This is a genomic window from Klebsiella sp. D-Nf1 (genome assembly GCF_002810515.1).
Taxonomy (GTDB): domain Bacteria; phylum Pseudomonadota; class Gammaproteobacteria; order Enterobacterales; family Enterobacteriaceae; genus Klebsiella; species Klebsiella variicola.
Genome location: NZ_PIOK01000015.1, coordinates 1 through 25,265, shown reverse-complemented (window position 1 = coordinate 25,265; position 25,265 = coordinate 1). Strand labels below are relative to the sequence as shown.

General features: G+C 55.2%; 21 protein-coding genes, 1 pseudogene and 1 riboswitch. Of the genes and pseudogenes, 10 read left to right on the top strand and 12 right to left on the bottom strand.

From position 1 onward, the window contains the following. Positions 1-9: 9 nt before the first annotated feature. On the bottom strand, positions 10-1,074 hold the full coding sequence (hemE, locus tag CWM54_RS27280; RefSeq protein WP_074387387.1) for a uroporphyrinogen decarboxylase: 1,065 nt from the start codon (positions 1,072-1,074) through the stop codon (positions 10-12). A 40-nt stretch (positions 1,075-1,114) separates the two neighbouring features. Continuing rightward, complete coding sequence (gene nudC, locus CWM54_RS27275; RefSeq protein ID WP_100699152.1) at positions 1,115-1,888, bottom strand: NAD(+) diphosphatase; 774 nt, start codon at positions 1,886-1,888, stop codon at positions 1,115-1,117. A gap of 94 nt (positions 1,889-1,982) precedes the next feature. Here nudC and CWM54_RS27270 point away from each other — a divergent pair, with 94 nt between their 5' ends. From CWM54_RS27270 to CWM54_RS27225, 10 genes are all read left to right on the top strand, one after another. Further along, positions 1,983-2,480 carry an Rsd/AlgQ family anti-sigma factor gene (locus CWM54_RS27270; protein WP_061156151.1) on the top strand — a complete coding sequence of 166 codons (498 nt, stop codon included), beginning with the start codon at positions 1,983-1,985 and terminating at the stop codon, positions 2,478-2,480. Positions 2,481-2,533: 53 nt separating this feature from the next. Further along, positions 2,534-2,658: riboswitch (TPP riboswitch) on the top strand. Positions 2,659-2,744: 86 nt separating this feature from the next. Then, entirely contained in the window at positions 2,745-4,640 is a 1,896-nt protein-coding gene (thiC, locus tag CWM54_RS27265; RefSeq protein ID WP_100699150.1) for a phosphomethylpyrimidine synthase ThiC, read from the top strand. Further along, on the top strand, positions 4,640-5,275 hold the full coding sequence (gene thiE, locus CWM54_RS27260) for a thiamine phosphate synthase (RefSeq protein WP_100682187.1): 636 nt from the start codon (positions 4,640-4,642) through the stop codon (positions 5,273-5,275). Before thiC ends, thiE begins: the two co-directional genes overlap by 1 nt. Further along, entirely contained in the window at positions 5,268-6,023 is a 756-nt protein-coding gene (gene thiF, locus CWM54_RS27255; protein WP_100699148.1) for a thiazole biosynthesis adenylyltransferase ThiF, read from the top strand. Before thiE ends, thiF begins: the two co-directional genes overlap by 8 nt. Continuing rightward, positions 6,007-6,207, top strand: coding sequence for a sulfur carrier protein ThiS (gene thiS, locus CWM54_RS27250; protein WP_060876744.1), 201 nt, complete (start codon positions 6,007-6,009; stop codon positions 6,205-6,207). The genes thiF and thiS overlap by 17 nt, the downstream gene beginning before the upstream one ends. 1 nt (position 6,208) lies before the next feature. Further along, positions 6,209-6,979 carry a thiazole synthase gene (thiG, locus tag CWM54_RS27245; RefSeq protein WP_100682185.1) on the top strand — a complete coding sequence of 257 codons (771 nt, stop codon included), beginning with the start codon at positions 6,209-6,211 and terminating at the stop codon, positions 6,977-6,979. After that, on the top strand, positions 6,976-8,109 hold the full coding sequence (thiH, locus tag CWM54_RS27240; RefSeq protein ID WP_100682184.1) for a 2-iminoacetate synthase ThiH: 1,134 nt from the start codon (positions 6,976-6,978) through the stop codon (positions 8,107-8,109). The genes thiG and thiH overlap by 4 nt, the downstream gene beginning before the upstream one ends. 315 nt (positions 8,110-8,424) lie before the next feature. Continuing rightward, a complete protein-coding gene (locus CWM54_RS27235) occupies positions 8,425-9,957 on the top strand; it encodes a sensor domain-containing diguanylate cyclase (RefSeq protein WP_165785860.1) in 1,533 nt (510 codons plus the stop codon). Between the two features lie 171 nt (positions 9,958-10,128). Beyond that, positions 10,129-10,434: a PTS sugar transporter subunit IIB gene (locus tag CWM54_RS27230; protein WP_002884150.1), complete on the top strand. Its 306-nt coding sequence runs from the start codon at positions 10,129-10,131 to the stop codon at positions 10,432-10,434. Between the two features lie 3 nt (positions 10,435-10,437). Then, on the top strand, positions 10,438-10,755 hold the full coding sequence (locus CWM54_RS27225; RefSeq protein ID WP_008808002.1) for a PTS lactose/cellobiose transporter subunit IIA: 318 nt from the start codon (positions 10,438-10,440) through the stop codon (positions 10,753-10,755). A 43-nt stretch (positions 10,756-10,798) separates the two neighbouring features. Here the strand turns inward: CWM54_RS27225 and dcuB are convergent, their stop codons facing one another. The 10 genes and pseudogenes from dcuB to tuf all read right to left on the bottom strand — a co-directional run. Further along, entirely contained in the window at positions 10,799-12,139 is a 1,341-nt protein-coding gene (gene dcuB, locus CWM54_RS27220) for an anaerobic C4-dicarboxylate transporter DcuB (RefSeq protein ID WP_008808003.1), read from the bottom strand. A gap of 400 nt (positions 12,140-12,539) precedes the next feature. Then, positions 12,540-16,763, bottom strand: coding sequence for a DNA-directed RNA polymerase subunit beta' (gene rpoC, locus CWM54_RS27215; protein ID WP_061156159.1), 4,224 nt, complete (start codon positions 16,761-16,763; stop codon positions 12,540-12,542). Positions 16,764-16,839: 76 nt separating this feature from the next. Beyond that, a complete protein-coding gene (rpoB, locus tag CWM54_RS27210; RefSeq protein WP_061156160.1) occupies positions 16,840-20,868 on the bottom strand; it encodes a DNA-directed RNA polymerase subunit beta in 4,029 nt (1,342 codons plus the stop codon). Between the two features lie 323 nt (positions 20,869-21,191). Beyond that, the gene (gene rplL, locus CWM54_RS27205) at positions 21,192-21,557 is read right to left on the bottom strand and encodes a 50S ribosomal protein L7/L12 (RefSeq protein ID WP_002884142.1); all 366 of its coding nucleotides are present in this window, start codon (positions 21,555-21,557) and stop codon (positions 21,192-21,194) included. A 66-nt stretch (positions 21,558-21,623) separates the two neighbouring features. Next, positions 21,624-22,121: a 50S ribosomal protein L10 gene (gene rplJ / locus CWM54_RS27200; protein WP_001207203.1), complete on the bottom strand. Its 498-nt coding sequence runs from the start codon at positions 22,119-22,121 to the stop codon at positions 21,624-21,626. 413 nt (positions 22,122-22,534) lie between these two features. Then, a complete protein-coding gene (gene rplA / locus CWM54_RS27190; RefSeq protein WP_061156161.1) occupies positions 22,535-23,239 on the bottom strand; it encodes a 50S ribosomal protein L1 in 705 nt (234 codons plus the stop codon). 3 nt (positions 23,240-23,242) lie between these two features. Continuing rightward, positions 23,243-23,671, bottom strand: coding sequence for a 50S ribosomal protein L11 (gene rplK / locus CWM54_RS27185; RefSeq protein WP_008808007.1), 429 nt, complete (start codon positions 23,669-23,671; stop codon positions 23,243-23,245). 155 nt (positions 23,672-23,826) lie between these two features. Next, positions 23,827-24,372 (bottom strand): transcription termination/antitermination protein NusG, encoded by a 546-nt coding sequence (gene nusG, locus CWM54_RS27180; RefSeq protein WP_007665882.1) that lies wholly within the window; start codon positions 24,370-24,372, stop codon positions 23,827-23,829. 1 nt (position 24,373) lies between these two features. Beyond that, positions 24,374-24,757, bottom strand: a complete 384-nt coding sequence (gene secE / locus CWM54_RS27175; protein ID WP_002883772.1) for a preprotein translocase subunit SecE — start codon at positions 24,755-24,757, stop codon at positions 24,374-24,376. Between the two features lie 338 nt (positions 24,758-25,095). Then, positions 25,096-25,265: pseudogene (tuf, locus tag CWM54_RS27165) on the bottom strand (elongation factor Tu); the annotation flags it as partial.

Here is a 25,265-nt window from a genome sequence, read left to right as displayed (position 1 = left end):
GCTTATCTCCTATTGGTGATAGGGTGCGGAAAGACGATGCACCGCTTCAACAAAGACGCCCGCATGCTGGGGGTCGACATCCTGATGGATGCCGTGACCAAGGTTAAAGACATGGCCTTCGCCCTGGCCGAAGCCGGCGAGAATAGTCGCCACTTCCTCTTCAATACGCGGGGCGGGCGCATAAAGCATCGACGGGTCCATATTGCCCTGTAGCGCCACTTTGTGACCTACGCGACGGCGAGCATCGGCGATATCGGTGGTCCAGTCGAGACCCAGCGCGTCACAGCCGGTCTCCGCCATCGCTTCCAGCCACTGGCCACCGCCTTTGGTGAACAGGGTCACCGGCACGCGGCGGCCTTCATTTTCCCGCAGCAGGCCATCGACAATTTTATGCATATAGTAGAGCGAGAACTGCTGGTAATCGCGACCGGTCAGCACCCCGCCCCAGGTGTCGAAAATCATCACCGACTGCGCGCCGGCTTTGATCTGCGCGTTGAGGTACAGGGTGACGCTTTTCGCCAGCTTCTCCAGCAGCGCATGCAGCGCCTGCGGTTCGGCGTACATCATCTTTTTGATCACGGTGAACGCTTTGCTGCTGCCGCCTTCCACCATGTAGGTCGCCAGCGTCCACGGGCTACCCGAGAAGCCGATCAGCGGCACTTCGCCTTTCAGTTCGCGGCGAATGGTACGCACGGCGTTCATTACGTAGCCCAGTTCCTGCTCCGGATCCGGGATCGGCAGCTTGTCGACGTCGGCTTTGCTTTTTACCGGCGAGGTGAAGCGCGGGCCTTCGCCGGCTTCAAAGTACAGCCCCAGACCCATCGCGTCCGGGATCGTCAGGATGTCCGAAAAGAGGATCGCCGCATCCAGCGGGTAACGACGCAGCGGCTGGAGCGTCACTTCGCAGGCCAGCTCGGCATTTTTACACAGCGACATAAAGTCGCCCGCTTGCGCACGGGTGGCTTTGTACTCCGGTAAATAGCGGCCCGCCTGGCGCATCATCCACACCGGGGTGACATCAACCGGCTGACGCAGCAGCGCGCGCAGGTAACGATCGTTTTTCAGTTCGGTCATTTTTACATTCCTTTAGCGTTGATGCGCCCAGTGTAACATGTCACTCGAACTCTGCCCGACACATCGCCACCGTATCTTCGATCAGGCGTCGCGCTACCGTTCCCGGCGGTGGCAGGAGCGGCAGATTGTCATAGCGGTACCAGTCTGCGGTCAGCAGCTCTTTTTTGTCGACCACGATATCGCCATCCGCGTAATCAGCCATAAAGGCGGTCATCAGCGACTGCGGGAACGGCCACGGCTGAGAGGTCACATAACGCAGGTTTTTCACCTTGATGCCGCTCTCCTCCATCACCTCGCGGGCGACGGCCTGCTCAAGGGTTTCACCCACTTCGACAAATCCGGCCAGCACGGTGTGCACGCCGTTACGATGCCGGGTATGCTGCGCCAGCAGGATCGAATCGTCGCGACGGATAGCGACGATAATGCAAGGAGCAATTTGTGGGTAGTAGCGTTCACGGCAGTGGCTGCACAGCATTGCCCATTCGCTTTTGCTGGCATGCATCGGATGGCCACAGTAGCCGCAAAATTTATGCGATCGATAAAATTCGGCGAGCTGGATCCCTCGCCCCGCCAACTGGAAGAGCCCCGGATCCTGAGCCAGCACCTGGCGTAACGATCCCATGTCATGACGGCGATCCTGACGCACCATCCAGACGGACTCGCCCTGCCACTCGCCAATATGCAGCGCATGCTGGCCGACAAGATCGAAATTAACCGCTTCGCCATGTGGTAATTCTCCACCAGGCAACCATAATTTTTGTTCGTGACTGACAACCCACCAGCCGCGATCTAATTTTTCAATAATACGATCCATATCTATTGCACTACCTTTGCTTCACTGGCATGTTGTTAACATTATATTTACATTTTGGTGAGCAGATTTAAAATCAAAACTTGCGGAGTCAATCATGCTAAACCAGCTGGAAAACCTGACGGAGCGCGTTGGCGGTAGTAATGAACTGGTCGATCGCTGGCTACAAGTGCGTAAGCATCTGCTCGTGGCTTACTACAATTTGGTTGGCCTGAAACCGGGCAAAGAGTCATTTATGCGGCTAAACGAAAGAGCACTGGATGACTTTTGCCAAAGTCTGGTGGATTACCTCTCATCTGGTCATTTTAGTATTTATGAACGCATTATTGGCGAAATGGAAGGCGATACCCCACTTTTAGCCGCCACCCGGCTTTATCCACAGCTGGAAGCCAATACCCAGCAGATGATGGACTACTACGATACCTGCCTCGAAAACGCTATCGATCACGATAACTACCTTGAATTTCAGCAGGCGCTGTCGGATATCGGCGAGTCGCTGGAAGCACGTTTTGCGCTGGAAGATAAACTGATCGCCCTTGCTGTCGCGCATAACCTGAGCAATGACGTGCACGATAATATTGCGCCGACTGCTTGAGTTGTGCGCAATTAACGAGTAGTTTACCTCCATTCCCCCTCTCCGGAGGGGATGTCATCTTGTCGGAGTGCCTATTTTCCATGCGCAGGCTAACGTGGAAAAGGCTGAGACCGTTAATTCGGGATCCGCGGAACCTGATCAGGCTAATACCTGCGAAGGGAACAAGAGTAAACTGCTGGTCGCACCTTTCCGTTATGGACTGGTCGCATCTGTTACTCCATCCGTCGTCTGACAAGCCATCTCCTTGTTTAACTGGAATGCGCTATGTCTACTACCAAACTCACCCGTCGGGAACAACGCGAGCACGCGCAGCGATTCATTGATACGCTGGCAGGTACCGCTTTTCCCAATTCACACCGCATCTACGTTCACGGCTCACAAGCGGATATCCGCGTCCCGATGCGTGAAATTCAGCTCAGCCCGACGCGCGTCGGCGGCGATAACGACAATCCCCAGTACGAAGCCAATGAGCCGATTCCGGTGTATGACACCTCCGGGCCTTATGGCGACCCGGATATTGGCATTGATGTCCGCCAGGGGCTGGCAAAGCTGCGCCAGCCGTGGATCGACGCGCGTAACGACTGCGCTCCGCTCAGCGAACGTAGCTCGGCTTACACTAAAGCACGGCTGGCCGACGACGGCCTCGATGAGCTGCGCTTCAGCGGCCTGCTGACGCCCAAACGCGCCGTATCTGGCAAATGCGTGACGCAACTGCACTACGCCCGCCAGGGGATCGTCACCCCGGAGATGGAGTTCATCGCCATTCGCGAAAACATGGGTCGCGAACGTATCCGCAGCGAGGTTCTGCGCCAGCAGCATGCCGGGGAAGGCTTCGGTGCCCGCCTGCCGGAAAACATTACCCCCGAGTTCGTTCGCGATGAAGTTGCCGCCGGGCGCGCCATCATCCCGGCCAACATCAACCACCCGGAATCTGAGCCGATGATTATCGGCCGCAATTTCCTGATGAAAGTGAATGCCAATATCGGCAACTCGGCGGTGACCTCTTCCATCGAAGAGGAGGTGGAAAAACTGGTCTGGTCAACCCGCTGGGGCGCCGACACGGTGATGGACCTCTCCACCGGCCGCTATATCCACGAAACCCGCGAGTGGATCCTGCGCAACAGCCCGGTGCCGATTGGTACCGTCCCGATTTACCAGGCGCTGGAGAAGGTCAACGGTATTGCCGAGAACCTCACCTGGGAAGCCTTCCGCGATACCCTGCTGGAACAGGCAGAACAGGGCGTCGACTACTTCACGATTCATGCCGGCGTGTTGCTGCGCTACGTGCCGATGACGGCGAAGCGCCTGACCGGTATCGTGTCGCGCGGTGGTTCAATCATGGCCAAATGGTGCTTGTCGCACCATCAGGAAAATTTCCTCTACCAGCACTTCCGCGAAATCTGCGAAATCTGCGCCGCCTATGACGTTTCGCTGTCCCTCGGCGATGGCCTGCGCCCCGGCTCGATCCAGGATGCCAACGACGAGGCGCAGTTTTCCGAGCTGCGCACCCTCGGCGAACTGACGAAAATCGCCTGGGAGTATGACGTGCAGGTGATGATCGAAGGCCCCGGCCACGTGCCGATGCAGATGATCCGCCGCAATATGACTGAAGAGCTGGAGCACTGCCATGAAGCGCCGTTCTATACCTTAGGGCCGCTCACCACCGACATCGCGCCAGGCTACGACCATTTCACCTCCGGCATTGGTGCGGCGATGATCGGCTGGTTCGGCTGCGCCATGCTGTGCTACGTCACGCCAAAAGAACATCTCGGCCTGCCCAACAAAGAGGATGTGAAGCAGGGGCTGATTACCTACAAAATTGCCGCCCACGCCGCTGACCTCGCGAAAGGCCACCCGGGCGCGCAGATCCGCGATAACGCGATGTCAAAAGCACGTTTCGAATTCCGCTGGGAAGACCAGTTCAACCTCGCGCTCGATCCCTTCACCGCGCGGGCCTATCACGATGAAACCCTGCCGCAGGAGTCCGGCAAAGTCGCCCACTTCTGTTCCATGTGCGGGCCGAAATTCTGCTCAATGAAGATCACCCAGGAAGTCCGCGACTACGCCGCCAGGCAGGCCATCGACGCCGGAATGGCCGATATGTCGAATAACTTCCGCGCCCGTGGCGGCGAAATCTACCTCAAACAGGAGGAAGCCTGATGTATCAACCTGATTTTCCAGCCGTCCCATTTCGTCTCGGACTCTACCCGGTGGTTGACAGCGTGGCGTGGATTGAGCGCCTGCTGGAGGCGGGAGTGCGTACTATTCAGCTGCGCATCAAAGACCAACGCGACAGCGACGTTGAAGATGACGTCATCGCCGCCATCGCCCTTGGCCGTCGGTATCACGCCCGGTTGTTCATTAACGATTACTGGCGGCTGGCGATTAAGCACCAGGCCTACGGTGTACACCTGGGGCAAGAAGATCTGGAAACCACCGATCTGAGCGCCATCCGCAAAGCCGGGCTGCGCCTTGGTGTTTCCACCCATGACGATATGGAGATTGACGTCGCGCTGGCGGCTCGACCTTCCTACATCGCACTGGGTCACGTCTTCCCGACACAAACCAAACAGATGCCTTCCGCGCCGCAGGGCCTCAAGCAACTTGCCGGGCATATTCAGCGGCTGGCGGATTACCCCACCGTCGCGATCGGCGGGATTAGCCTTGATAAAGCACCGGGCGTGCTGGCGACTGGCGTCGGCAGCATCGCGGTGGTCAGCGCCATTACCCAGGCGGCGGACTGGCGGGCAGCGACCGACCAGCTGCTGGCGCTGGCGGGAGCAGGCGATGAATGATCACGACTTTATGCGCTATAGCCGCCAGCTGCTGCTGGAGGATATCGCCATCGAGGGGCAGCAGAAGCTGTTAGCCAGCCGGGTGCTGATTATCGGCCTTGGCGGGCTGGGCTCCCCGGCGGCGCTGTATCTTGCCGGAGCGGGCGTCGGGACGCTGACCCTGGCCGATGACGATGCGGTGCATCTCAGCAACCTGCAGCGGCAGATCCTGTTCACCAGCGAGGATATCGACCGGCCAAAAGCCGCGGCGGCAAAGACCCGGCTCAGTCAGCTAAACCCGCAGATCAAACTGGTTGCGCTCCAGCAACGTCTGAGCGGCGAGGCGCTGCGCGCTGAGGTGGCGAAAGCGGACGTGGTGCTGGACTGCACCGATAACATGGTGACCCGCCAGGCGATCAACGCCGCCTGTGTGGCCCTCGACACCCCGTTAGTGACCGCCAGCGCCATCGGCTTCGGTGGTCAGTTGATGGTGCTCACTCCCCCCTGGGCGCAGGGCTGCTATCGCTGCCTGTGGCCGGATAGCGACGAACCGCAGCGCAACTGCCGCACCGCGGGGATCGTCGGCCCGGTCGTCGGCATGATGGGCACGCTGCAGGCGCTGGAGGCGATTAAGCTGCTCAGCGGCATGACGACGCCGCGTAATACCCTGCGGCTGTTCGACGCCCGCACCAGCAACTGGCGCAACCTGGCGCTACAGCGCTCCCGGAGCTGCCCGGTGTGCGGAGGGCGACATGCAGATTTGGTTTAACGACGAGCCGCTGGCATGTGCCGACAATCTCAGCGTCAGCGCCCTGCTGACCCAGCTCGAACAGCTGCAGCCGGGCGTTGCGCTGGCGCTCAATCAACACATCCTGCCGCGCGAGCGGTGGGAAGATCATCTCTTGCAGGAAGGCGATCGGATCCTGCTTTTTCAGGTTATCGCTGGAGGCTGACATGTTACGTATTGCAGACAAAACGTTTGAATCCCATCTTTTTACCGGTACCGGCAAATTCGCCGCCCCGGAGGTGATGGTTGAGGCGATTCGCGCCTCGGGTAGCCAACTGGTGACCCTGGCGATGAAGCGCGTCGATTTACGCCAGCACAATGACGCTATCCTCGCTCCACTGCTGGCGGCGGGGGTCAGCCTGCTGCCGAATACCTCAGGCGCCAAGACGGCGGAAGAGGCGGTGTTTGCCGCCCGCCTGGCGCGGGAAGCCCTGGGTACCCACTGGCTGAAGCTGGAGATCCACCCGGATGCCCGCTGGCTGCTGCCCGACCCGATTGAAACCCTGAAGGCGGCGGAGCTGCTGGTCCGCGAAGGGTTCGTCGTCCTGCCCTACTGCGGCGCCGATCCGGTGCTGTGTAAACGGCTGGAAGAGGTTGGCTGTGCTGCGGTGATGCCGCTGGGCGCGCCGATCGGCTCCAATCAGGGACTGGAAACTAAAGCCATGCTGGAGATTATTATCGAGCAGGCCACCGTACCGGTGGTGGTCGATGCCGGGATTGGCGTGCCGAGCCATGCGGCGCAAGCACTGGAGATGGGCGCGGATGCGGTGCTGGTCAATACCGCCATTGCCGTCGCCGACGACCCCGTGGCCATGGCCCGCGCCTTCCGTATGGCAGTCGATGCCGGATTACTGGCGCGTCAGGCCGGACCGGGGGCACGCAGTACGCAGGCGCAGGCCACCAGCCCGCTGACCGGATTCCTGGAGGCGCTGGCATGAAAACCTTCAGCGATCGCTGGCGACAGCTGGAGTGGGACGACATCCGCCTGCGCATCAACAGCAAAACCGCCGCCGACGTCGAACGGGCGCTGGCGGCCAAACCGCTCACCCGTGACGACATGATGGCCCTGCTTTCACCGGCGGCGGCCAACTATCTTGAACCCCTCGCCCAGCGCGCGCAGCGGCTCACTCGCCAGCGCTTCGGCAATACCGTCAGCTTCTACGTGCCACTGTATCTCTCCAACCTGTGCGCCAACGACTGCACCTACTGCGGCTTCTCAATGAGCAATCGCATTAAGCGCAAAACGCTGGATGCCGCCGAAATTGCCCGCGAGTGCGCCGCGATCCGCGACCTGGGCTTTGAGCATCTGCTGCTGGTCACCGGCGAGCATCAGGGCAAGGTGGGAATGGATTATTTCCGCCAGCATCTGCCGGCTATCCGCAGCCAGTTTGCCTCGCTGCATATGGAGGTGCAGCCGCTGGCGACCGAAGAGTATGCCGAGCTGAAAACGCTGGGGCTCGACGGGGTAATGGTCTATCAGGAGACCTACCATGAAAGCATGTATGCCCAGCACCATCTGAAAGGGAAAAAGCAGGATTTCTTCTGGCGGCTGGATACGCCGGATCGCTTAGGCGAGGCGGGGATCGACAAGATCGGCCTCGGCGCGTTGATTGGCCTTTCCGACAGCTGGCGGGTGGACTGCTTTATGGTCGCCGAGCATCTGCTGTGGCTGCAGCAGCGCTACTGGCGCAGCCGCTACTCAGTCTCCTTCCCGCGCCTGCGTCCCTGCGCCGGTGGCATTGAACCGGCCTCGCTGATGGATGAGCGCCAGCTGGTGCAGACCATTTGCGCCTTCCGCCTGCTGGCGCCGGAGGTTGAACTGTCGCTTTCAACCCGTGAATCACCCTGGTTCCGCGACCGGGTGATCCCGCTGGCAATTAACAACGTCAGCGCCTTCTCTAAAACGCAGCCCGGCGGCTACGCCGACGATCATCCGGAGCTCGAGCAATTTGCCCCACATGACGATCGCCGCCCTGAAGAGGTCGCCAGCGCGCTAGCCGCCCGTGGCCTGCAGCCGGTATGGAAAGACTGGGACAGCTGGCTGGGACGCGCCTCGCAATCATCATGAAGTATGCTGCAAGCCGCTGATTATTTTGCGTGCCTGCACGAGAGATGAAAAACGGGGAGTCGCCCGATTGCCGCCGTTTTTCTATTCTGCCCGGGTCAGCAGCGGACGCTGACCAGGGCGAACGTTTTCTTCCTCATTTTCGCCCTGCCTCTCCGCGCTGCGCGAGGGCCAGTTCATTATCGACGAATATAAATCACGATAGATGAAGGCCTCAGAGTTATAATTGAGCAATAGTTAACTGATTCGATCGGCAGGCTCGCTGACACAAGCTGCGTTCGGACCCTTGGTTTATACATCCGGGACGATTAACGATTCATGGCGCTACACAACAGAAAGCTCTCTTTTACGACACCAATCGTCGTGGGGTTTGCCGGCATTTTGCTCAGTTTTATGCTGATTGCTACTTTCGTCACCCTGGCACAGCGGAAAGATTTTCTCGAAGATTATCACGATATTAACCGCAACTTTACCCACAACCTGGCCATCAACTACACGGAAACGCTGCTGCGGGAAAATGATTTTATCCTCGGACGGGCGGCCACCTTCTTCGCCCGTAATGACGCACTCAATCACGCGGTGAATGTTGATCCGGAGAAAGGGTTAACCACGCTAATGCAGTTACAGAACATGATGCCAAGCGTCTCATCCATCTCGCTGGCGGATACCTCGGGCCACTATCTGCGTGCTCCGGAGATGCTGCAAAATGAAGACAGTAAAGCCTTCGATCCGAAAACGCGCCCCTGGTTTATCAAACAGGCGGAAGCCAGCACCTTCAGCCACTACACCAGCCCGTATATGGATTATTTCACCCATCATCCGACGATTACCATTTTCAAACCCATCATTACTCCGGAGGGTAGACTCAAAGGCAGCCTGGCTTTTCATCTTGATCTCACCTCCATGGGGTTCGCACTACGGCAGATGGTCGCCCCCGTGCAGGGAGAATTTTTTGTAGTGCAGCGGGATGGCAATGTTGTCCTGCACTCCGACCCGGGCGCGCTGTTTAAACCCTTCGTCAGCGGCGAACTGATGGATAAAATGACCAGCGGAGAGGGACAGCTTTACGATACCAGGAGCGATACCTGGTATTACTACTACTCCTTTACCAATCCCGACTGGTTCGTGATTTACCGTGTCGATAACGCCACCCTTATCAATCTGACGCGCCATGAGACGAACTTAGTGATCGGCGGTTTCGCACTCGCGGCGATCATCATCATTTTGTTCGGCCTTTATCTGCGTCATGCCTCCCGTACCGTACTGATGAATATCATCAATGCGATTAAAACGGGTGACGTCAAACGTGCTCCGCGCCTTGAGGCAATGCTGAGTAAAGCAATTGAAACCAACAAGCAACGCGAACTGACCTACGTCCGCCAGGCCACCATCGACGCCCTCACTGGTTGTAAAAACCGCCGCGCCTTCGACAGCGATATCGCCGCGCTGATGAACGATCACCAACCTTTCGCCCTCGCTCTGGTCGATATCGATAACTTCAAATCGATCAACGACACCTGGGGACACCTCAACGGCGATATCGTCCTGCGCAACGTCGCCCGCGAGGGGCTGCAGGTCCTCCAGCCGCTGGAGATTTCCCTTTATCGCTACGGCGGTGAAGAGTTCGCCGTGGTCTTTCCTGCCGAACATATCGATAACGCCCGAACGCTGCTGGAAACATGGCGGGTCAACGTCGAGCGGCGCACCTGGCGCGAAGATGGCTTGACGGTCACCTTTAGCGCCGGACTGGGGGAATGGAACATGGAGCCGCTGGATAAGCTGGTGGTGAGCGTCGATGAGGCGCTTTACAAAGCCAAGCAACAAGGTAAAAACCGCATCCTGCGCGCGTAAGACAACAGGACACGGTCGCCCACTTCGGTGGGCTTTTTTATTTTTACCGGCAAAAATGAAACCGGTTTCAATTTTTGTGTGATGACTTACACACAATCATGGTAAAGCGGTTGTCGCATCGCCAGGGCCGCGATAAAGATAAGACATCACGGAACACAAGAGCCACTGACTATGAAGAATATCGTTTTGTGCTGTGCCGCCGGTATGTCCACCAGCATGCTGGTTCAGCGTATGCAAGATGCCGCGCAGAAGAAAGGTGTTGAGGTTTCTATCAAGGCCGTCCCGGTCGCCGAGTTTAAAGATAACCTGGCCGCCGCCGACATTATTTTGCTCGGCCCGCAGGTGAAATATGAGCAGGCTAAACTGCAGGCGCTGGCCGATCCCTTCGGCAAGAAAGTCGCGGTGATCGATATGATGGACTACGGCATGATGAAAGGTGATGCCGTTCTGGATAAAGCCCTTAAGATGCTGGAGTAATCGATGGAAGATTTAGAAACGATCATCATGGAGCTGTTGGTCAATGCCGGTTCCGCACGTAGCGCGGCGCTCACTGCTCTCCAGTTAGCACGGAAAGGTGACTTTGCGGCAGCCGAGCAGGCCATGGCCGAATCCCATGAGTTCGTCAAACATGCGCATAAAATCCAGACCCAGCTCATCGGCCTGGATGAAGGTACCGGTAAGCTGCCGGTCAACCTGATCACCGTTCACTCTCAGGACCACCTGATGAACGCCATGGTCATTCAGGATCTGGCGACCGATATGATTGAACTCTATCGTCGTCTGCCGCTCGCGCAGTAACCTCGCGGATTTAACGGGCGCCGCTGCCGGCGCCCGTCCCCTCTCAAAGAAAACCGTACATTGCGGCAAATACCCAGCCAAACACGCAGGAGACACCGACACCGATGAGCCCGGGCAGGATAAAGCTGTGGTTAATGACAAAGCGGCCGATATGCGTCGTGCCTGAACGGTCGAACTGGATAGCCGCCAGATCGCTTGGGTAGGTCGGCAGAATATAGTAGCCATAGCAGGCCGGCGCAGAAGCCACGATATAGGCCGGGTCGACGCCGATGGCCAGGGCTACTGGCACAATCGCCGCCAGCGCTGCCGCCTGGGAGTTAACAAACTTAGATACCAGTAACAGCACGATGGCGTAGGCCCACGGGTACTCTTTCACCATCTCCCCGAGCACACCTTTAATCTCGGTCATATGCGCGCCGAACATAGTTTCCGCCATCCACGCGATGCCGTATACCGCGACGATAGCGATCATTCCCGAACGGAAAACCTCATTTTTAGAAATCGACGCCGGGTTAGTTTTGGTAATGATGATAATAAGCGCCCCGGAGAGCAGCATGAACATCTGGATCACCAGCACCATCGACAGCGGCTTACCGTCGAAGGCCGGGCGTAGTTCGGAAAACGCGCCGAGCAGGGCCACCACGGCGATGGAAGCAAGGAAGATCCACATCGCAATCCAGTTGCTGGTCGGCAGCTTTTTATCCAGCAGCGTCGCCGTATCGCCATAGACGTAATGGCGATTTTCCGGTACCGCAATAAACGCCTGGAAGGCTTCGTCTTTATCCAGATCTTTGCCACGGAACCAACTGAAGATACCGATCGCCAGGATCCCCAACAGCGTGGACGGAATGGTTATCGCCAGCAGGTCGAGAAATTCCAGATGTTTACCGTTAAAGGTAAAATTCCCCAGCATCGCCACCAGCGACACCACCGCTACCGAGACCGGGCTGGCGATGATCCCCATCTGGGCGCCTATGGAGCTGGCCGCCATCGGACGCTCCGGACGAATGTTATTCTTAATAGCGACATCGTAGATAATCGGCAGGATCGTGTACACCACGTGTCCGGTACCACAGAGTATGGTCAGCGTGCAGGTGACGAAAGGCGCGACGATTGAGACATATTTCGGGTTGCGCCGCAGCAGCTTCTCGGCAATCTGTAACATGACATCCAGCCCGCCCGACGCCTGTAGCGTCGCCGAAGCGGCCACAACGGCAATGATGACCAACATCACATCAACCGGCGGTTTACCCGGCTGGAGATGGAACACAAAAACGAGGATAACCAAACCGATGCCGCCCAACAGGCCCAGCGCAATACCGCCTTTTCTGGCACCATAAAACAGACAAATTAAGATAATAATGAGTTGTATCGCAAATTCCATGCAGCCCCCAGAGCCTGTCCACTCAGACCAAAAGAAATGACCAACACCTGCCTGCCGGTATTATTTCTGCGTCTTATCGGGAGAAGCATGAGATGCGGCGATCCCTCTCCAGAGCAGTGGCTCCGAAGATAAAGCAGCAGAAGTAATCCCATGATTCATTAGGTATTTTGAATATATCGCCTTTGGATTGATTATTTTTTGATATGAGTAGAACTTTTACCCATATATAAATAAAGGTTTTTCCGGTGAACGGGGAATGGATATTTTATATGAATTAATTGCTAAAAATATGCGGCGTTAATATGTCGTAAATGTAATTAAAGAAGAGGGTGAGGCGGCGGACAAACAATAAAAAAGCCGGTCAGGAAACCTGACCGGCTTTTTAGCAGTGCATCAACGATTAATCGTTGTCAGAACCGCCAAGGCCTGCGTTCAGCAGTTCTGCCAGGTTGGCAGACGCTTCTTCTACGCTCACCTGCGGTGCAGCTGGCTGTTCGCCCGCTGCGCGACGGCGCATACGATCCTGGTGGTACGCATAACCGGTACCCGCCGGGATCAGACGACCCACGATGACGTTCTCTTTCAGACCGCGCAGTTCGTCGCGTTTGCCCGCAACAGCTGCTTCGGTCAGCACGCGAGTGGTCTCCTGGAACGATGCCGCGGAGATGAAGGACTCGGTTGCCAGAGACGCTTTGGTGATACCCAGCAGGTCGCGGGAATAGGTTGCCGCAACTTTGCCATTCGCTTCAAGCTCGCGGTTAGCGATCTTAACGCGGGAGTATTCCACCTGCTCGCCTTCGAGGAAGTCGGAGCTACCAGCACTTTCGATGGTCGCTTTACGCAGCATCTGACGAACGATAACCTCAATGTGCTTATCGTTAATCTTAACGCCTTGCAGACGGTAAACGTCCTGAACTTCGTTGGTGATGTAACGCGTTACCGCGTGCACGCCACGAAGACGCAGAATGTCGTGCGGTGCTTCCGGACCGTCGGAAACCACGTCACCACGTTCTACACGTTCACCTTCGAACACGTTCAGCTGACGCCATTTCGGAATCATCTCTTCGTACGGTTCGCTACCGTCTACCGGGGTGATAACCAGACGACGTTTCCCTTTGGTTTCTTTACCGAAGGAAATGATGCCGCTGATTTCAGCCAGGATTGCCGGCTCTTTCGGACGACGTGCTTCGAACAGATCCGCAACGCGCGGCAGACCACCGGTGATGTCCTTGGTACCGCCGGATTCCTGCGGAACACGCGCCAGGGTGTCACCAGAGCTGATCTGTACGCCATCTTCCAGCTGAACAATCGCTTTACCCGGCAGGAAGTACTGAGCAGGCATATCGGTGCCTGGGATCAGAACGTCGTTGCCCTGAGCATCAACAATTTTCAGCGCCGGACGCAGATCTTTACCACCTGCGGTACGTTCTGCAGAATCCAGAACCACCAGCGAAGACAGACCGGTCAGCTCGTCGGTCTGACGAGTAATGGTCTGGCCGTCGATCATGTCAGTGAAGCGGACGAAACCACTCACTTCGGTGATAACCGGCATGGTATGCGGATCCCAGTTTGCAACGGTTTCACCGCCGGCAACCTGTTCGCCATCGCCTTTCGCCATAACGGAGCCGTAAGGCACTTTATAGCTTTCTTTCGTACGGCCGAATTCGTCGATCAGTTTCAGCTCGGTGTTACGAGAGGTGATAACCAGTTTACCGCTGGAGTTCACAACCGACTTCGCATTGCTCAGACGGATGCTACCTTTGTTTTTCACCTGGATGCTGGATTCAGCAGCCGCACGAGATGCCGCACCACCGATGTGGAACGTACGCATCGTCAGCTGTGTACCCGGCTCACCGATGGACTGTGCCGCGATAACGCCGATAGCCTCACCTTTGTTGATGATGTGGCCACGCGCCAGGTCACGACCGTAGCAGTGCGCACATACACCAAAGTCGGTGTCACAGGATACAACGGAACGAACTTTGACAGAGTCAACGGAGTTCTCTTCCAGCAGGTCACACCAGTGCTCATGCAGCAGCGTGTTGCGTGGAACCAGAATGTCCGCGGTGCCCGGCTTCAGAACGTCTTCAGCAGTCACACGACCCAGTACGCGATCGCGCAGCGGCTCTTTAACGTCGCCACCTTCGATAACCGGCGTCATGGTGATGCCTTCCAGGGTACCGCAGTCGTCTTCAGTGACGACCAGGTCCTGGGCAACGTCAACCAGACGACGAGTCAGGTAACCGGAGTTCGCTGTCTTCAGTGCGGTATCCGCCAGACCTTTACGCGCACCGTGGGTGGAGATGAAGTACTGGAGTACGTTCAGACCTTCACGGAAGTTCGCGGTGATCGGCGTTTCGATGATGGAGCCATCCGGCTTCGCCATCAGACCACGCATACCAGCCAGCTGACGAATCTGTGCTGCAGAACCACGCGCACCGGAGTCGGCCATCATGTAAATGCTGTTGAAGGAAACCTGCTGCTCTTCCTGACCGTCACGGTTAATCACGGTTTCGGTTTGCAGGTTATCCATCATCGCTTTGGATACACGATCGTTCGCCGCAGCCCAGATATCGATAACTTTGTTGTAGCGTTCGCCCGCGGTGACCAGACCAGACTGGAACTGTTCCTGAATCTCAGCAACTTCCGCTTCCGCTTCGCTGATGATTTCGTATTTTTTCTCCGGGATGACCATGTCATCGATACCAACGGATGCACCTGAACGCGCTGCATAAGCAAAGCCGGTGTACATCGTCTGGTCCGCAAAAATAACGGTCGGTTTCAGGCCCAGAATACGGTAACAGGTGTTCAGCATCTTGGAGATTGCTTTCTTACCGAGCGCCTGGTTCACGATAGAGAACGGCAGACCTTTCGGTACGATCATCCACAGAATGGCACGGCCAACGGTCGTGTCTTTCAGGCTGGTCTTCGCGACGAATTCACCATTGTCGTCTTTTTCGTATTCGGTGATACGCACTTTAACGCGCGCATGCAGAGAGGCCAGACCGGCGCGATAAATACGCTCCGCTTCTTTCGGGCCAGTCAGCACCATGCCTTCGCCTTTGGCGTTAACACAGTCGCGGGTCATGTAGTACAGACCCAGTACAACGTCCTGAGACGGAACGATGATTGGTTCGCCGTTCGCCGGGGACAGGATGTTGTTGGTAGACATCATCAGCGCACGCGCTTCCAGCTGGGCTTCCAGCGTCAGCGGTACGTGAACAGCCATCTGGTCACCATCGAAGTCGGCGTTATATGCCGCACAAACCAGCGGGTGCAGCTGAATGGCTTTACCTTCGATCAGAACCGGTTCGAATGCCTGGATACCTAAACGGTGCAGGGTTGGTGCACGGTTCAGCAGTACCGGGTGTTCGCGGATAACTTCGTCCAGGATATCCCAAACGACGGCTTCTTCGCGCTCAACCATTTTCTTAGCGGCTTTGATGGTGGTGGCCAGGCCACGCAGTTCCAGCTTGCCGTAGATGAACGGTTTGAACAGCTCCAGCGCCATTTTCTTCGGCAGACCGCACTGATGCAGACGCAGGTATGGACCTACGGTGATAACAGAACGACCGGAGTAGTCAACACGCTTACCGAGCAGGTTCTGACGGAAACGACCCTGTTTACCTTTGATCATATCGGCCAAAGATTTCAGAGGACGTTTGTTAGAACCGGTGATCGCACGACCGCGACGACCGTTATCCAGCAGGGCGTCAACCGCTTCCTGCAGCATACGTTTTTCGTTGCGTACGATGATGTCCGGCGCAGCCAGATCCAGCAGACGTTTCAGACGGTTGTTACGGTTAATGACGCGACGATACAGATCGTTCAGGTCAGAAGTCGCAAAACGGCCGCCATCCAGCGGAACCAGCGGACGCAGATCTGGCGGCAGAACCGGCAGAACGGTCAGGATCATCCATTCTGGCTTGTTGCCAGACTGAACGAACGCTTCCAGCAGCTTAATGCGCTTGGTCAGCTTTTTACGCTTGGTTTCGGAGTTGGTTTCGTTCAGCTCTTCACGCAGCTGTTCGCATTCCTGCTCCAGATCCATATTGCGCAGCAGCGCCTGGATCGCTTCCGCACCCATTTTCGCGTCGAATTCGTCACCGAACTCTTCCAGCGCATCCAGGTACTGCTCTTCAGTCAGAATCTGGTTGCGTTCGAGGTTGGTCATGCCACCTTCGATAACCACATAGGATTCAAAGTACAGTACACGTTCGATATCGCGCAGCGGCATATCCAGCAGCAGGCCGATACGGGACGGCAGCGATTTCAGGAACCAGATGTGTGCCGTCGGACATGCCAGCTCGATGTGGCCCATGCGCTCACGACGCACTTTAGTCTGGGTCACTTCAACGCCGCACTTCTCACAGATCACACCGCGGTGTTTCAGGCGCTTGTACTTACCGCACAGGCACTCATAGTCTTTTACTGGCCCGAAAATACGAGCACAGAACAGACCGTCACGCTCAGGCTTGAACGTACGGTAGTTAATGGTTTCCGGCTTTTTAACTTCACCGAAAGACCATGAACGGATCATGTCTGGCGATGCCAGAGCAATTTTGATCGCATCAAACTCTTCGGTTTTAGTTTGCGCTTTCAGAAACTTTAATAAGTCTTTCACGGATTTGCTCCCGTCGGAGTTAGCACAATCTGGCGCCGGGTTTTACCCCGGCACCAGTGACCTGTTTGAGCGAGAGTTACTCGTCTTCCAGTTCGATGTTGATGCCCAGCGAGCGGATCTCTTTCAACAGTACGTTGAAGGATTCCGGCATGCCCGGTTCCATCTGGTGGTTGCCGTCCACGATGTTTTTATACATCTTGGTACGACCATTCACGTCATCAGACTTAACGGTGAGCATTTCCTGCAGAGTGTAGGCCGCGCCATACGCTTCCAGCGCCCACACTTCCATCTCACCGAAGCGCTGACCACCGAACTGCGCCTTACCACCCAGCGGCTGCTGAGTAACCAGGCTGTAGGAACCGGTGGAACGAGCGTGCATTTTGTCGTCGACCAGGTGGTTCAGTTTCAGCATGTACATGTAACCCACGGTTACCGGACGTTCGAACTGTTCACCGGTGCGGCCGTCAAACAGGGTGATCTGACCGGAAGTCGGCAGGTCGCCCAGCTGCAGCAGCTCTTTGATTTCAGCTTCTTTCGCACCGTCGAATACCGGCGTTGCGATCGGCATGCCTTTACGCAGGTTTTCAGCCAGACGCAGAACTTCTTCATCGCTGAAGGTATTCAGGTCAACTTTCTGGCGAACGTCAGCGCCCAGATCGTAAGCACGCTGGATGAATTCGCGCAGTTTCGCGACTTCTTGCTGCTGTTTCAGCATGGCGTTGATCTTGTCGCCGATGCCTTTCGCAGCCATACCCAGGTGAGTTTCCAGGATCTGACCGATGTTCATACGAGACGGTACGCCCAGCGGGTTCAGTACGATATCTACCGGCGTACCGTTAGCATCGTGCGGCATATCTTCGATCGGGTTGATCTTAGAGATAACACCCTTGTTACCGTGACGACCTGCCATCTTATCACCAGGCTGGATACGGCGTTTAACGGCCAGGTATACCTTAACAATCTTCAGCACGCCCGGTGCCAGATCGTCGCCTTGAGTGATTTTACGGCGTTTCGCTTCGAGTTTTTTCTCGAACTCGTGTTTCAGTTCGTCATACTGCTCAGCCAGTTGCTCCAGCTGATTTTGTTTCTCTTCGTCGGTCAGGCCCAGTTCCAGCCAGCGATCGCGCGGCAGTTTGTCGAGCTTCTCAGCTTCAACGCCACCGGAGACCAGCACCGCGTAGATACGACTGAACAGACCGGCTTCGAGGATCTGCAGTTCTTCAGACAGGTCTTTCTTCGCCTGCTTCAGCTGCATCTCTTCGATTTCCAGCGCACGTTTGTCTTTTTCTACGCCGTCACGGGTAAAGACCTGAACGTCGATAACGGTACCAGAGACACCGTTCGGCACGCGCAGAGAAGAGTCTTTAACGTCAGACGCTTTCTCACCGAAGATTGCACGCAGCAGTTTCTCTTCCGGCGTCAGCTGGGTTTCACCTTTCGGCGTTACCTTACCAACCAGAATGTCGCCGCCGGTCACTTCCGCACCGATATAAACGATACCGGACTCATCCAGTTTAGAGAGCGCAGCTTCACCCACGTTCGGGATGTCAGCGGTGATCTCTTCCGGCCCCAGCTTGGTGTCACGGGACACGCACGCCAGTTCCTGAATGTGGATGGTGGTGAAACGGTCTTCCTGGACAACACGCTCGGATACGAGGATGGAGTCTTCGAAGTTGTAGCCGTTCCACGGCATGAACGCTACGCGCATGTTCTGACCCAGCGCCAGTTCACCGAGGTCGGTGGACGGGCCGTCGGCCAGCACGTCGCCGCGCTCAATGGGTTCGCCCAGGGACACGCAAGGCATCTGGTTGATGCAGGTGTTCTGGTTAGAACGGGTGTACTTGGTCAGGTTGTAGATGTCGATACCTGCTTCGCCCGGGTACATCTCGTCTTCGTTAACTTTGATAACGATACGGGAAGCATCCACGTACTGAACGGTACCGCCGCGTTTAGCGACCGCAGTAACACCGGAGTCAACGGCAACAGCACGTTCCATACCGGTACCAACCAGCGGCTTATCAGCGCGCAGAGTCGGAACCGCCTGACGTTGCATGTTCGCACCCATCAATGCACGGTTGGCGTCATCGTGTTCCAGGAACGGGATCAGGGACGCACCGACGGATACCACCTGCTGGGTGGATACGTCCATGTAGTCAACCTGGTCGCGGCTGAACAAGCTGGATTCGCCTTTGCTACGGCAGGTAACCAGATCTTCAACAAAGTGGCCTTCGTCATCCAGGTTGGAGTTCGCCTGAGCGATGACGTAGTTACCTTCTTCGATGGCAGACAGGTAATGAATTTCGTCGGTAACCACACCGTCAGTCACTTTACGATACGGCGTCTCAAGGAAGCCATATTCGTTAGTCTGTGCGTACACGGACAGGGAGTTGATCAGACCGATGTTCGGACCTTCAGGCGTTTCGATTGGACATACGCGACCGTAGTGAGTCGGGTGTACGTCTCGAACTTCGAAGCCTGCGCGTTCACGGGTCAGACCGCCTGGGCCGAGTGCGGAGATACGACGTTTGTGCGTAATCTCAGACAGCGGGTTGTTCTGGTCCATAAACTGTGACAGCTGGCTGGAACCAAAGAACTCTTTCACTGCTGCGGAAATCGGTTTGGCGTTGATCATATCCTGAGGCATCAGGGTATCCAGATCGCCCAGAGACAGACGCTCTTTAACCGCACGCTCTACACGCACCAGGCCAACACGGAACTGGTTTTCCGCCATTTCGCCAACGGAACGGATACGACGGTTGCCGAGGTGGTCGATATCATCGACTTCGCCTTTACCGTTACGGATATCGATGAGCTTCTTCATCACTTCGATGATGTCGTCTTTGCTCAGGATACCGGAACCTTCGATTTCGTCACGCAGCAGAGAACGGTTGAACTTCATACGACCAACCGCGGACAGATCGTAGCGGTCTTCGGAGAAGAACAGGTTCTCGAACAGGCTTTCAGCCGCTTCACGAGTCGGCGGCTCACCCGGGCGCATCATGCGGTAGATTTCTACCAGCGCGCTCAGACGATCGTTGGTCGGGTCGACGCGTACCGTTTCAGAAATGTACGGGCCGTGGTCCAGATCGTTGGTGAACAGCGTTTCGATACGCTTGTGGCCGGACTGGCTCAGCTTAGCCAGCAGATCCAGGCTCAGTTCCATGTTCGCCGGGCAGATCAGCTCGCCAGTCGCTTCGTCGATGTAGTCTTTAGAAGCGACTTTGCCCGCAATGTACTCAACCGGAACTTCGATATGTTTGATATCGTCTTTTTCCAGCTGGCGAATGTGGCGCGCAGTAATACGGCGGCCTTTCTCAACGTACACTTTACCGTTGGCTTCGATATCGAAGGAGGCGGTTTCACCGCGCAGACGCTCCGGTATCAGCTCCATCTGCAGCTTGTTGTCGCGAATTTCAAAGACCACTTTCTCGAAGAACAGGTCAAGGATCTGCTCAGTGGTGTAATTCAGCGCGCGCAGAATGATAGTTGCCGGCAGTTTACGACGACGGTCGATACGAACAAACAGGTTGTCTTTCGGGTCGAATTCGAAGTCCAGCCAGGAACCGCGGTAAGGGATAATACGTGCGTTATACAGGACCTTACCGGATGAGTGGGTCTTACCTTTGTCACTGTCAAAGAAGACGCCCGGGCTACGGTGCAGCTGAGAAACGATAACACGCTCGGTACCGTTGATAACGAAGGTACCGTTGTCGGTCATGAGCGGAATTTCACCCATGTAGACTTCTTGTTCTTTAATGTCTTTAACGGTGCCTTCCGGCGCTTCGCGCTCGTAGATCACCAGACGCAGTTTTACGCGCAGCGGTGCAGAATAAGTCACGCCACGGATCTGACATTCTTTAACATCAAAAACAGGTTCGCCCAGACGGTAGCTGACGTATTGCAGCTCTGAATTACCGCTGTAGCTCTGAATCGGGAATACGGAACGGAAGGCTGCTTCCAGACCATACTGCCCTTCAGGATCTTGCTCGATAAACTTCTGGAACGAATCAAGCTGGATAGAAAGGAGATAAGGTATGTCCAGAACTTGTGGACGTTTACCAAAATCCTTACGAATACGTTTTTTCTCGGTATAGGAGTAAACCATAGGGTTCCTCAGCTCGCTGACAAGTCGACCCGTCTGCCTAAGTAAGGCAGTTTTTTATGCAACACTATTTTGTTGACCGGAAAATGGAACACTTTCCGCAATACCTGTTGCTATCACGCTTAAACCATTTCGTTGCGATTTACACAGCCCAGAACCCTAACCTGTCGCAGTATATTAAGTCGTCGATAGAAACAAGCATTGTCAGGCAAACCAGCAGTCAAACAGTGTGAAATGCTACTGGCGCCTTACAGCGCAAAAAGGCTGGTGACTAAAAAGTCACCAGCCTCAGCCTGATTTCTCAGGCTGCAACCGGAAGGGTTGGCTTATTTAACTTCAACTTCAGCGCCAGCTTCTTCCAGAGATTTTTTCAGAGCTTCAGCGTCGTCTTTGCTGATGCCTTCTTTCAGTGCAGCCGGAGCAGATTCTACCAGGTCTTTAGCTTCTTTCAGACCCAGGCCAGTTGCGCCACGTACTGCTTTGATAACAGCAACTTTGTTAGCGCCAGCAGCTTTCAGAATTACGTCGAATTCAGTTTTTTCTTCAGCAGCTTCAACCGGGCCAGCAGCTACAGCTACAGCAGCAGCAGCGGAAACACCGAATTTTTCTTCCATTGCAGAGATCAGCTCAACAACGTCCATTACGGACATAGCGGATACTGCTTCAATGATTTGATCTTTAGTGATAGACATTTAAATTGTTCCTGAATATCAGAATAAGTTTATACGTAAGCGAATGCTTTATAAAGGCAACTGCAATTAAGCAGCTTCTTTCGCATCGCGTACAGCAGCCAGAGTACGAACCAGTTTGCCAGCCGAAGCTTCTTTCATGGTTGCCATCAGGCGTGCAATTGCTTCTTCGTAGGTCGGCAGAGTTGCCAGGCGGTCGATCTGCGACGCCGGGATCAGCTCACCTTCAAAGGCAGCGGCTTTGACCTCAAATTTTGCATTCGCTTTCGCGAACTCTTTGAACAGACGAGCAGCAGCGCCCGGGTGTTCCATAGAGTATGCAATCAGGGTCGGACCAACAAACGTGTCTTTCAGGCACTCGAACTGAGTACCTTCAACGACGCGGCGCAGCAGGGTGTTACGAACAACACGCATGTATACGCCAGCTTCACGACCTGCTTTACGCAGTTCAGTCATTTTATCCACAGTTACGCCACGGGAATCCGCAACTACTGCAGACAGCGCACCTTTGGCTACTTCGCTGACTTCAGCAACAATCGCTTGTTTGTCTTGAAGATTTAAAGCCATTAGCTTTGCTCCTGGATGTTTGCCAGAGCTCATGCTCTGGAACTCACTTCACTCTATTCAACGAATAGAGCGTCTTAATACGGTGAGCAGAAACAAGCCAGAATATCCAAAAATAATCTTAGCGTTCTGTCACCGTCTACGCAGGGGATTAAGTCTCTTACGAGACTCCTGCGGTCTTCGACGGAGGCCTGGATAGGCCAGGCTCCAACGAACAAATTCTTTCTATGACTTCGTCCTTCGAACCGCGGCGGCGTTAGCTGCTCTCGTTCACACCGGTCATGTAGTTAACTACACTCCCGGTTATTCACTCGATTGCTGCCTTGCTGCAATTCAAATGACTCGCATAGCGTCTGTCTTATTGACAGAATCGTGGGGGTAAGATTGTAGACAAAATCACCGCCCACGTAAAGGCATTAGTTTGCAGAAGCGTTCAGGCCAGCCTGATCTACTGCAACACCTGCACCCATGGTGGTGGAGATGCTAACTTTCTTGATGTACACGCCTTTAGCCTGAGTCGGTTTTGCTTTTTTCAGCGCAACCAGCAGAGATTCCAGGTTTTCTTTCAGTTTGTCAGCGTCAAAGTCCACTTTACCGATGGTGGTGTGGATGATACCGTTTTTGTCGTTACGATAACGAACCTGACCTGCTTTCGCGTTCTTAACCGCTTCAGCAACGTTAGGGGTTACGGTACCCACTTTCGGGTTTGGCATCAGGCCGCGCGGACCCAGAACCTGGCCCAGCTGGCCAACAACGCGCATTGCATCCGGAGAAGCAATAACAACGTCAAAGTTCATTTCGCCTTTCTTGATCTGGTCAGCCAGATCTTCCATACCTACCAGCTCAGCGCCTGCAGCTTTTGCAGCTTCAGCGTTTGCGCCTTGGGCAAATACGGCAACGCGAACAGAACGGCCAGTACCGTGCGGCAGTACAGTTGCACCACGTACGTTCTGGTCAGATTTACGAGCATCGATGCCCAGGTTTACAGCAACGTCAACGCTTTCAACGAACTTAGCAGTAGCCAGTTCTTTCAGCAGAGCAATGGCTTCGTTGATGTCGTACTGTTTAGTTGCATCAACTTTGTCACGAATCACGGACATGCGCTTGGTCAGTTTAGCCATTTCTTAGTCCTCCACTACCAGGCCCATGGAACGTGCAGTACCTTCGATGGAGCGAGTCATCGCTTCAATGTCGGCACCAGTCATGTCGGCAGCTTTGGTCTGCGCGATTTCCTGCAGCTGAGCGCGGGAAATTTTACCAACTTTATCTTTGTTCGGCTTACCAGAGCCGGACTTGATACCAGCCGCTTTTTTCAGCAGAACTGCTGCCGGCGGGGTTTTGGTAACGAAAGTGAAAGAACGGTCAGCGTAAACGGTGATAACAACCGGGATTGGCAGACCTTTTTCCATGGATTCAGTTTTTGCGTTGAACGCTTTGCAGAATTCCATGATGTTAACGCCCTGCTGACCCAGTGCTGGACCAACCGGCGGACTCGGGTTTGCCATACCAGCTGCAACCTGCAGCTTGACGTAGGCTTGTACTTTCTTAGCCATTCTTAAATCCTCAAATTGGGTTATAGCGCTTCAGAGAAGCTCCCCGTGATAAACATCGTTTTACGGGCCAGGCCCATAAAAACAAAAGGCGCGAAATTGTATGCCAATTTCGTGCCCTATGCAACGATTAAATCGCTGCTTTTTTGATCGCCGGCTTACGCCTTCTCAACCTGACCGAAGTCCAGTTCTACCGGAGTCGCACGACCGAAGATAGAAACGGAAACTTTCAGGCGGGACTTTTCGTAGTCCACTTCTTCAACTACGCCGTTAAAGTCAGCGAACGGACCATCGTTGACACGAACCATTTCGCCCGGCTCAAACAGTGTTTTCGGACGCGGCTTATCGCCAACCTGCTGCAGACGGTTCATGATGGCATCAACTTCTTTGTCGCTGATCGGCGCCGGACGGTCGGAAGTACCGCCGATGAAGCCCATCACACGCGGTACGCTGCGCACCAAGTGCCAGCTCGCGTCATTCATGACCATCTGAACCAGAACGTAGCCTGGGAAGAATTTACGTTCGCTTTTGCGACGCTGGCCGCCACGGATTTCAACCACTTCTTCGGTTGGTACCATGACTTCGCCAAACAACTCTTCCATGTTGTGTAATTTGATATGTTCACGCAGCGAAGTAGCTACGCGACCTTCAAAACCGGAAAACGCCTGAACGACGTACCAGCGCTTTTTAGGAGCTTCAGACATCTCAGAACCTCAGGCCAGTGATAAAGGAGACCAGGCGAACCAGAATACCATCCAGTCCCCACAGGATCAGTGACATTACTGCAGTCACGGCAGCAACAATCAGCGTAGTATGCAGCGTTTCCTGGCGAGTCGGCCAAATCACTTTACGCACTTCGGTTCGCGCTTCGCGAGCAAAAGCAACGGTCGCCTTACCTTTCGTCGTCAACAGCGCGACGCCACCGGCAGCAGCAATAAGAATAACCACGGCCAGCGCACGCACCGCCAGCATAATGTCGCGATAAAGGAAGTTGCCCACGATCGCCACGATCAGCAGCACGGCAACGATAATCCACTTCATCGCTTCCAGGCCGCGCCCGCTCCCTTGAGCTTCGGTATTCGCACTCATAAACCAACCTGTCAGAAGTATTCTACAAACAATTTCACCCCGCGGGGGCGAGGCGATCCAAACCGAAATTAAGTTTCGGATTATACACTGAACGCGTTCAAACTGCTTCAACGCTGGCAGTTCTGTCGCCCCTGCCCTGCTATTGCAAAGAAGAACGCTGACTTGCCGTCGCGCTACCGCTCGAATGGTTTGGTGTATAAACGCCCTCTTCAGAGCCTGTCTCAGCAATGATTATGACAAAAAAAATCACTGATGAGCCAGGTTCTGGTATGAAAGCGTGCAAAAAGGGCATCAAATGATGCCCTTTTATTGCGCATTGCGTCAAATGTTATCAGCGATTAGCTGAGAACTTTAGCAACCACGCCCGCGCCAACGGTACGACCGCCTTCACGGATTGCGAAACGCAGACCATCGTCCATCGCGATCGGGTGGATCAGGGTAACAACCATTTTGATGTTGTCGCCCGGCATTACCATCTCTACGCCTTCCGGCAGTTCGATGGTACCAG

Coding starts and splice junctions, on each gene's coding strand:
- hemE (WP_074387387.1), bottom strand. CDS start 1,074: ATGACCGAACTGAAAAACGATCGTTACCTGCGCGCGCTGCTGCGTCAG.
- nudC (WP_100699152.1), bottom strand. CDS start 1,888: ATGGATCGTATTATTGAAAAATTAGATCGCGGCTGGTGGGTTGTCAGT.
- CWM54_RS27270 (WP_061156151.1), top strand. CDS start 1,983: ATGCTAAACCAGCTGGAAAACCTGACGGAGCGCGTTGGCGGTAGTAAT.
- thiC (WP_100699150.1), top strand. CDS start 2,745: ATGTCTACTACCAAACTCACCCGTCGGGAACAACGCGAGCACGCGCAG.
- thiE (WP_100682187.1), top strand. CDS start 4,640: ATGTATCAACCTGATTTTCCAGCCGTCCCATTTCGTCTCGGACTCTAC.
- thiF (WP_100699148.1), top strand. CDS start 5,268: ATGAATGATCACGACTTTATGCGCTATAGCCGCCAGCTGCTGCTGGAG.
- thiS (WP_060876744.1), top strand. CDS start 6,007: ATGCAGATTTGGTTTAACGACGAGCCGCTGGCATGTGCCGACAATCTC.
- thiG (WP_100682185.1), top strand. CDS start 6,209: ATGTTACGTATTGCAGACAAAACGTTTGAATCCCATCTTTTTACCGGT.
- thiH (WP_100682184.1), top strand. CDS start 6,976: ATGAAAACCTTCAGCGATCGCTGGCGACAGCTGGAGTGGGACGACATC.
- CWM54_RS27235 (WP_165785860.1), top strand. CDS start 8,425: ATGGCGCTACACAACAGAAAGCTCTCTTTTACGACACCAATCGTCGTG.
- CWM54_RS27230 (WP_002884150.1), top strand. CDS start 10,129: ATGAAGAATATCGTTTTGTGCTGTGCCGCCGGTATGTCCACCAGCATG.
- CWM54_RS27225 (WP_008808002.1), top strand. CDS start 10,438: ATGGAAGATTTAGAAACGATCATCATGGAGCTGTTGGTCAATGCCGGT.
- dcuB (WP_008808003.1), bottom strand. CDS start 12,139: ATGGAATTTGCGATACAACTCATTATTATCTTAATTTGTCTGTTTTAT.
- rpoB (WP_061156160.1), bottom strand. CDS start 20,868: ATGGTTTACTCCTATACCGAGAAAAAACGTATTCGTAAGGATTTTGGT.
- rplL (WP_002884142.1), bottom strand. CDS start 21,557: ATGTCTATCACTAAAGATCAAATCATTGAAGCAGTATCCGCTATGTCC.
- rplJ (WP_001207203.1), bottom strand. CDS start 22,121: ATGGCTTTAAATCTTCAAGACAAACAAGCGATTGTTGCTGAAGTCAGC.
- rplA (WP_061156161.1), bottom strand. CDS start 23,239: ATGGCTAAACTGACCAAGCGCATGTCCGTGATTCGTGACAAAGTTGAT.
- rplK (WP_008808007.1), bottom strand. CDS start 23,671: ATGGCTAAGAAAGTACAAGCCTACGTCAAGCTGCAGGTTGCAGCTGGT.
- nusG (WP_007665882.1), bottom strand. CDS start 24,372: ATGTCTGAAGCTCCTAAAAAGCGCTGGTACGTCGTTCAGGCGTTTTCC.
- secE (WP_002883772.1), bottom strand. CDS start 24,757: ATGAGTGCGAATACCGAAGCTCAAGGGAGCGGGCGCGGCCTGGAAGCG.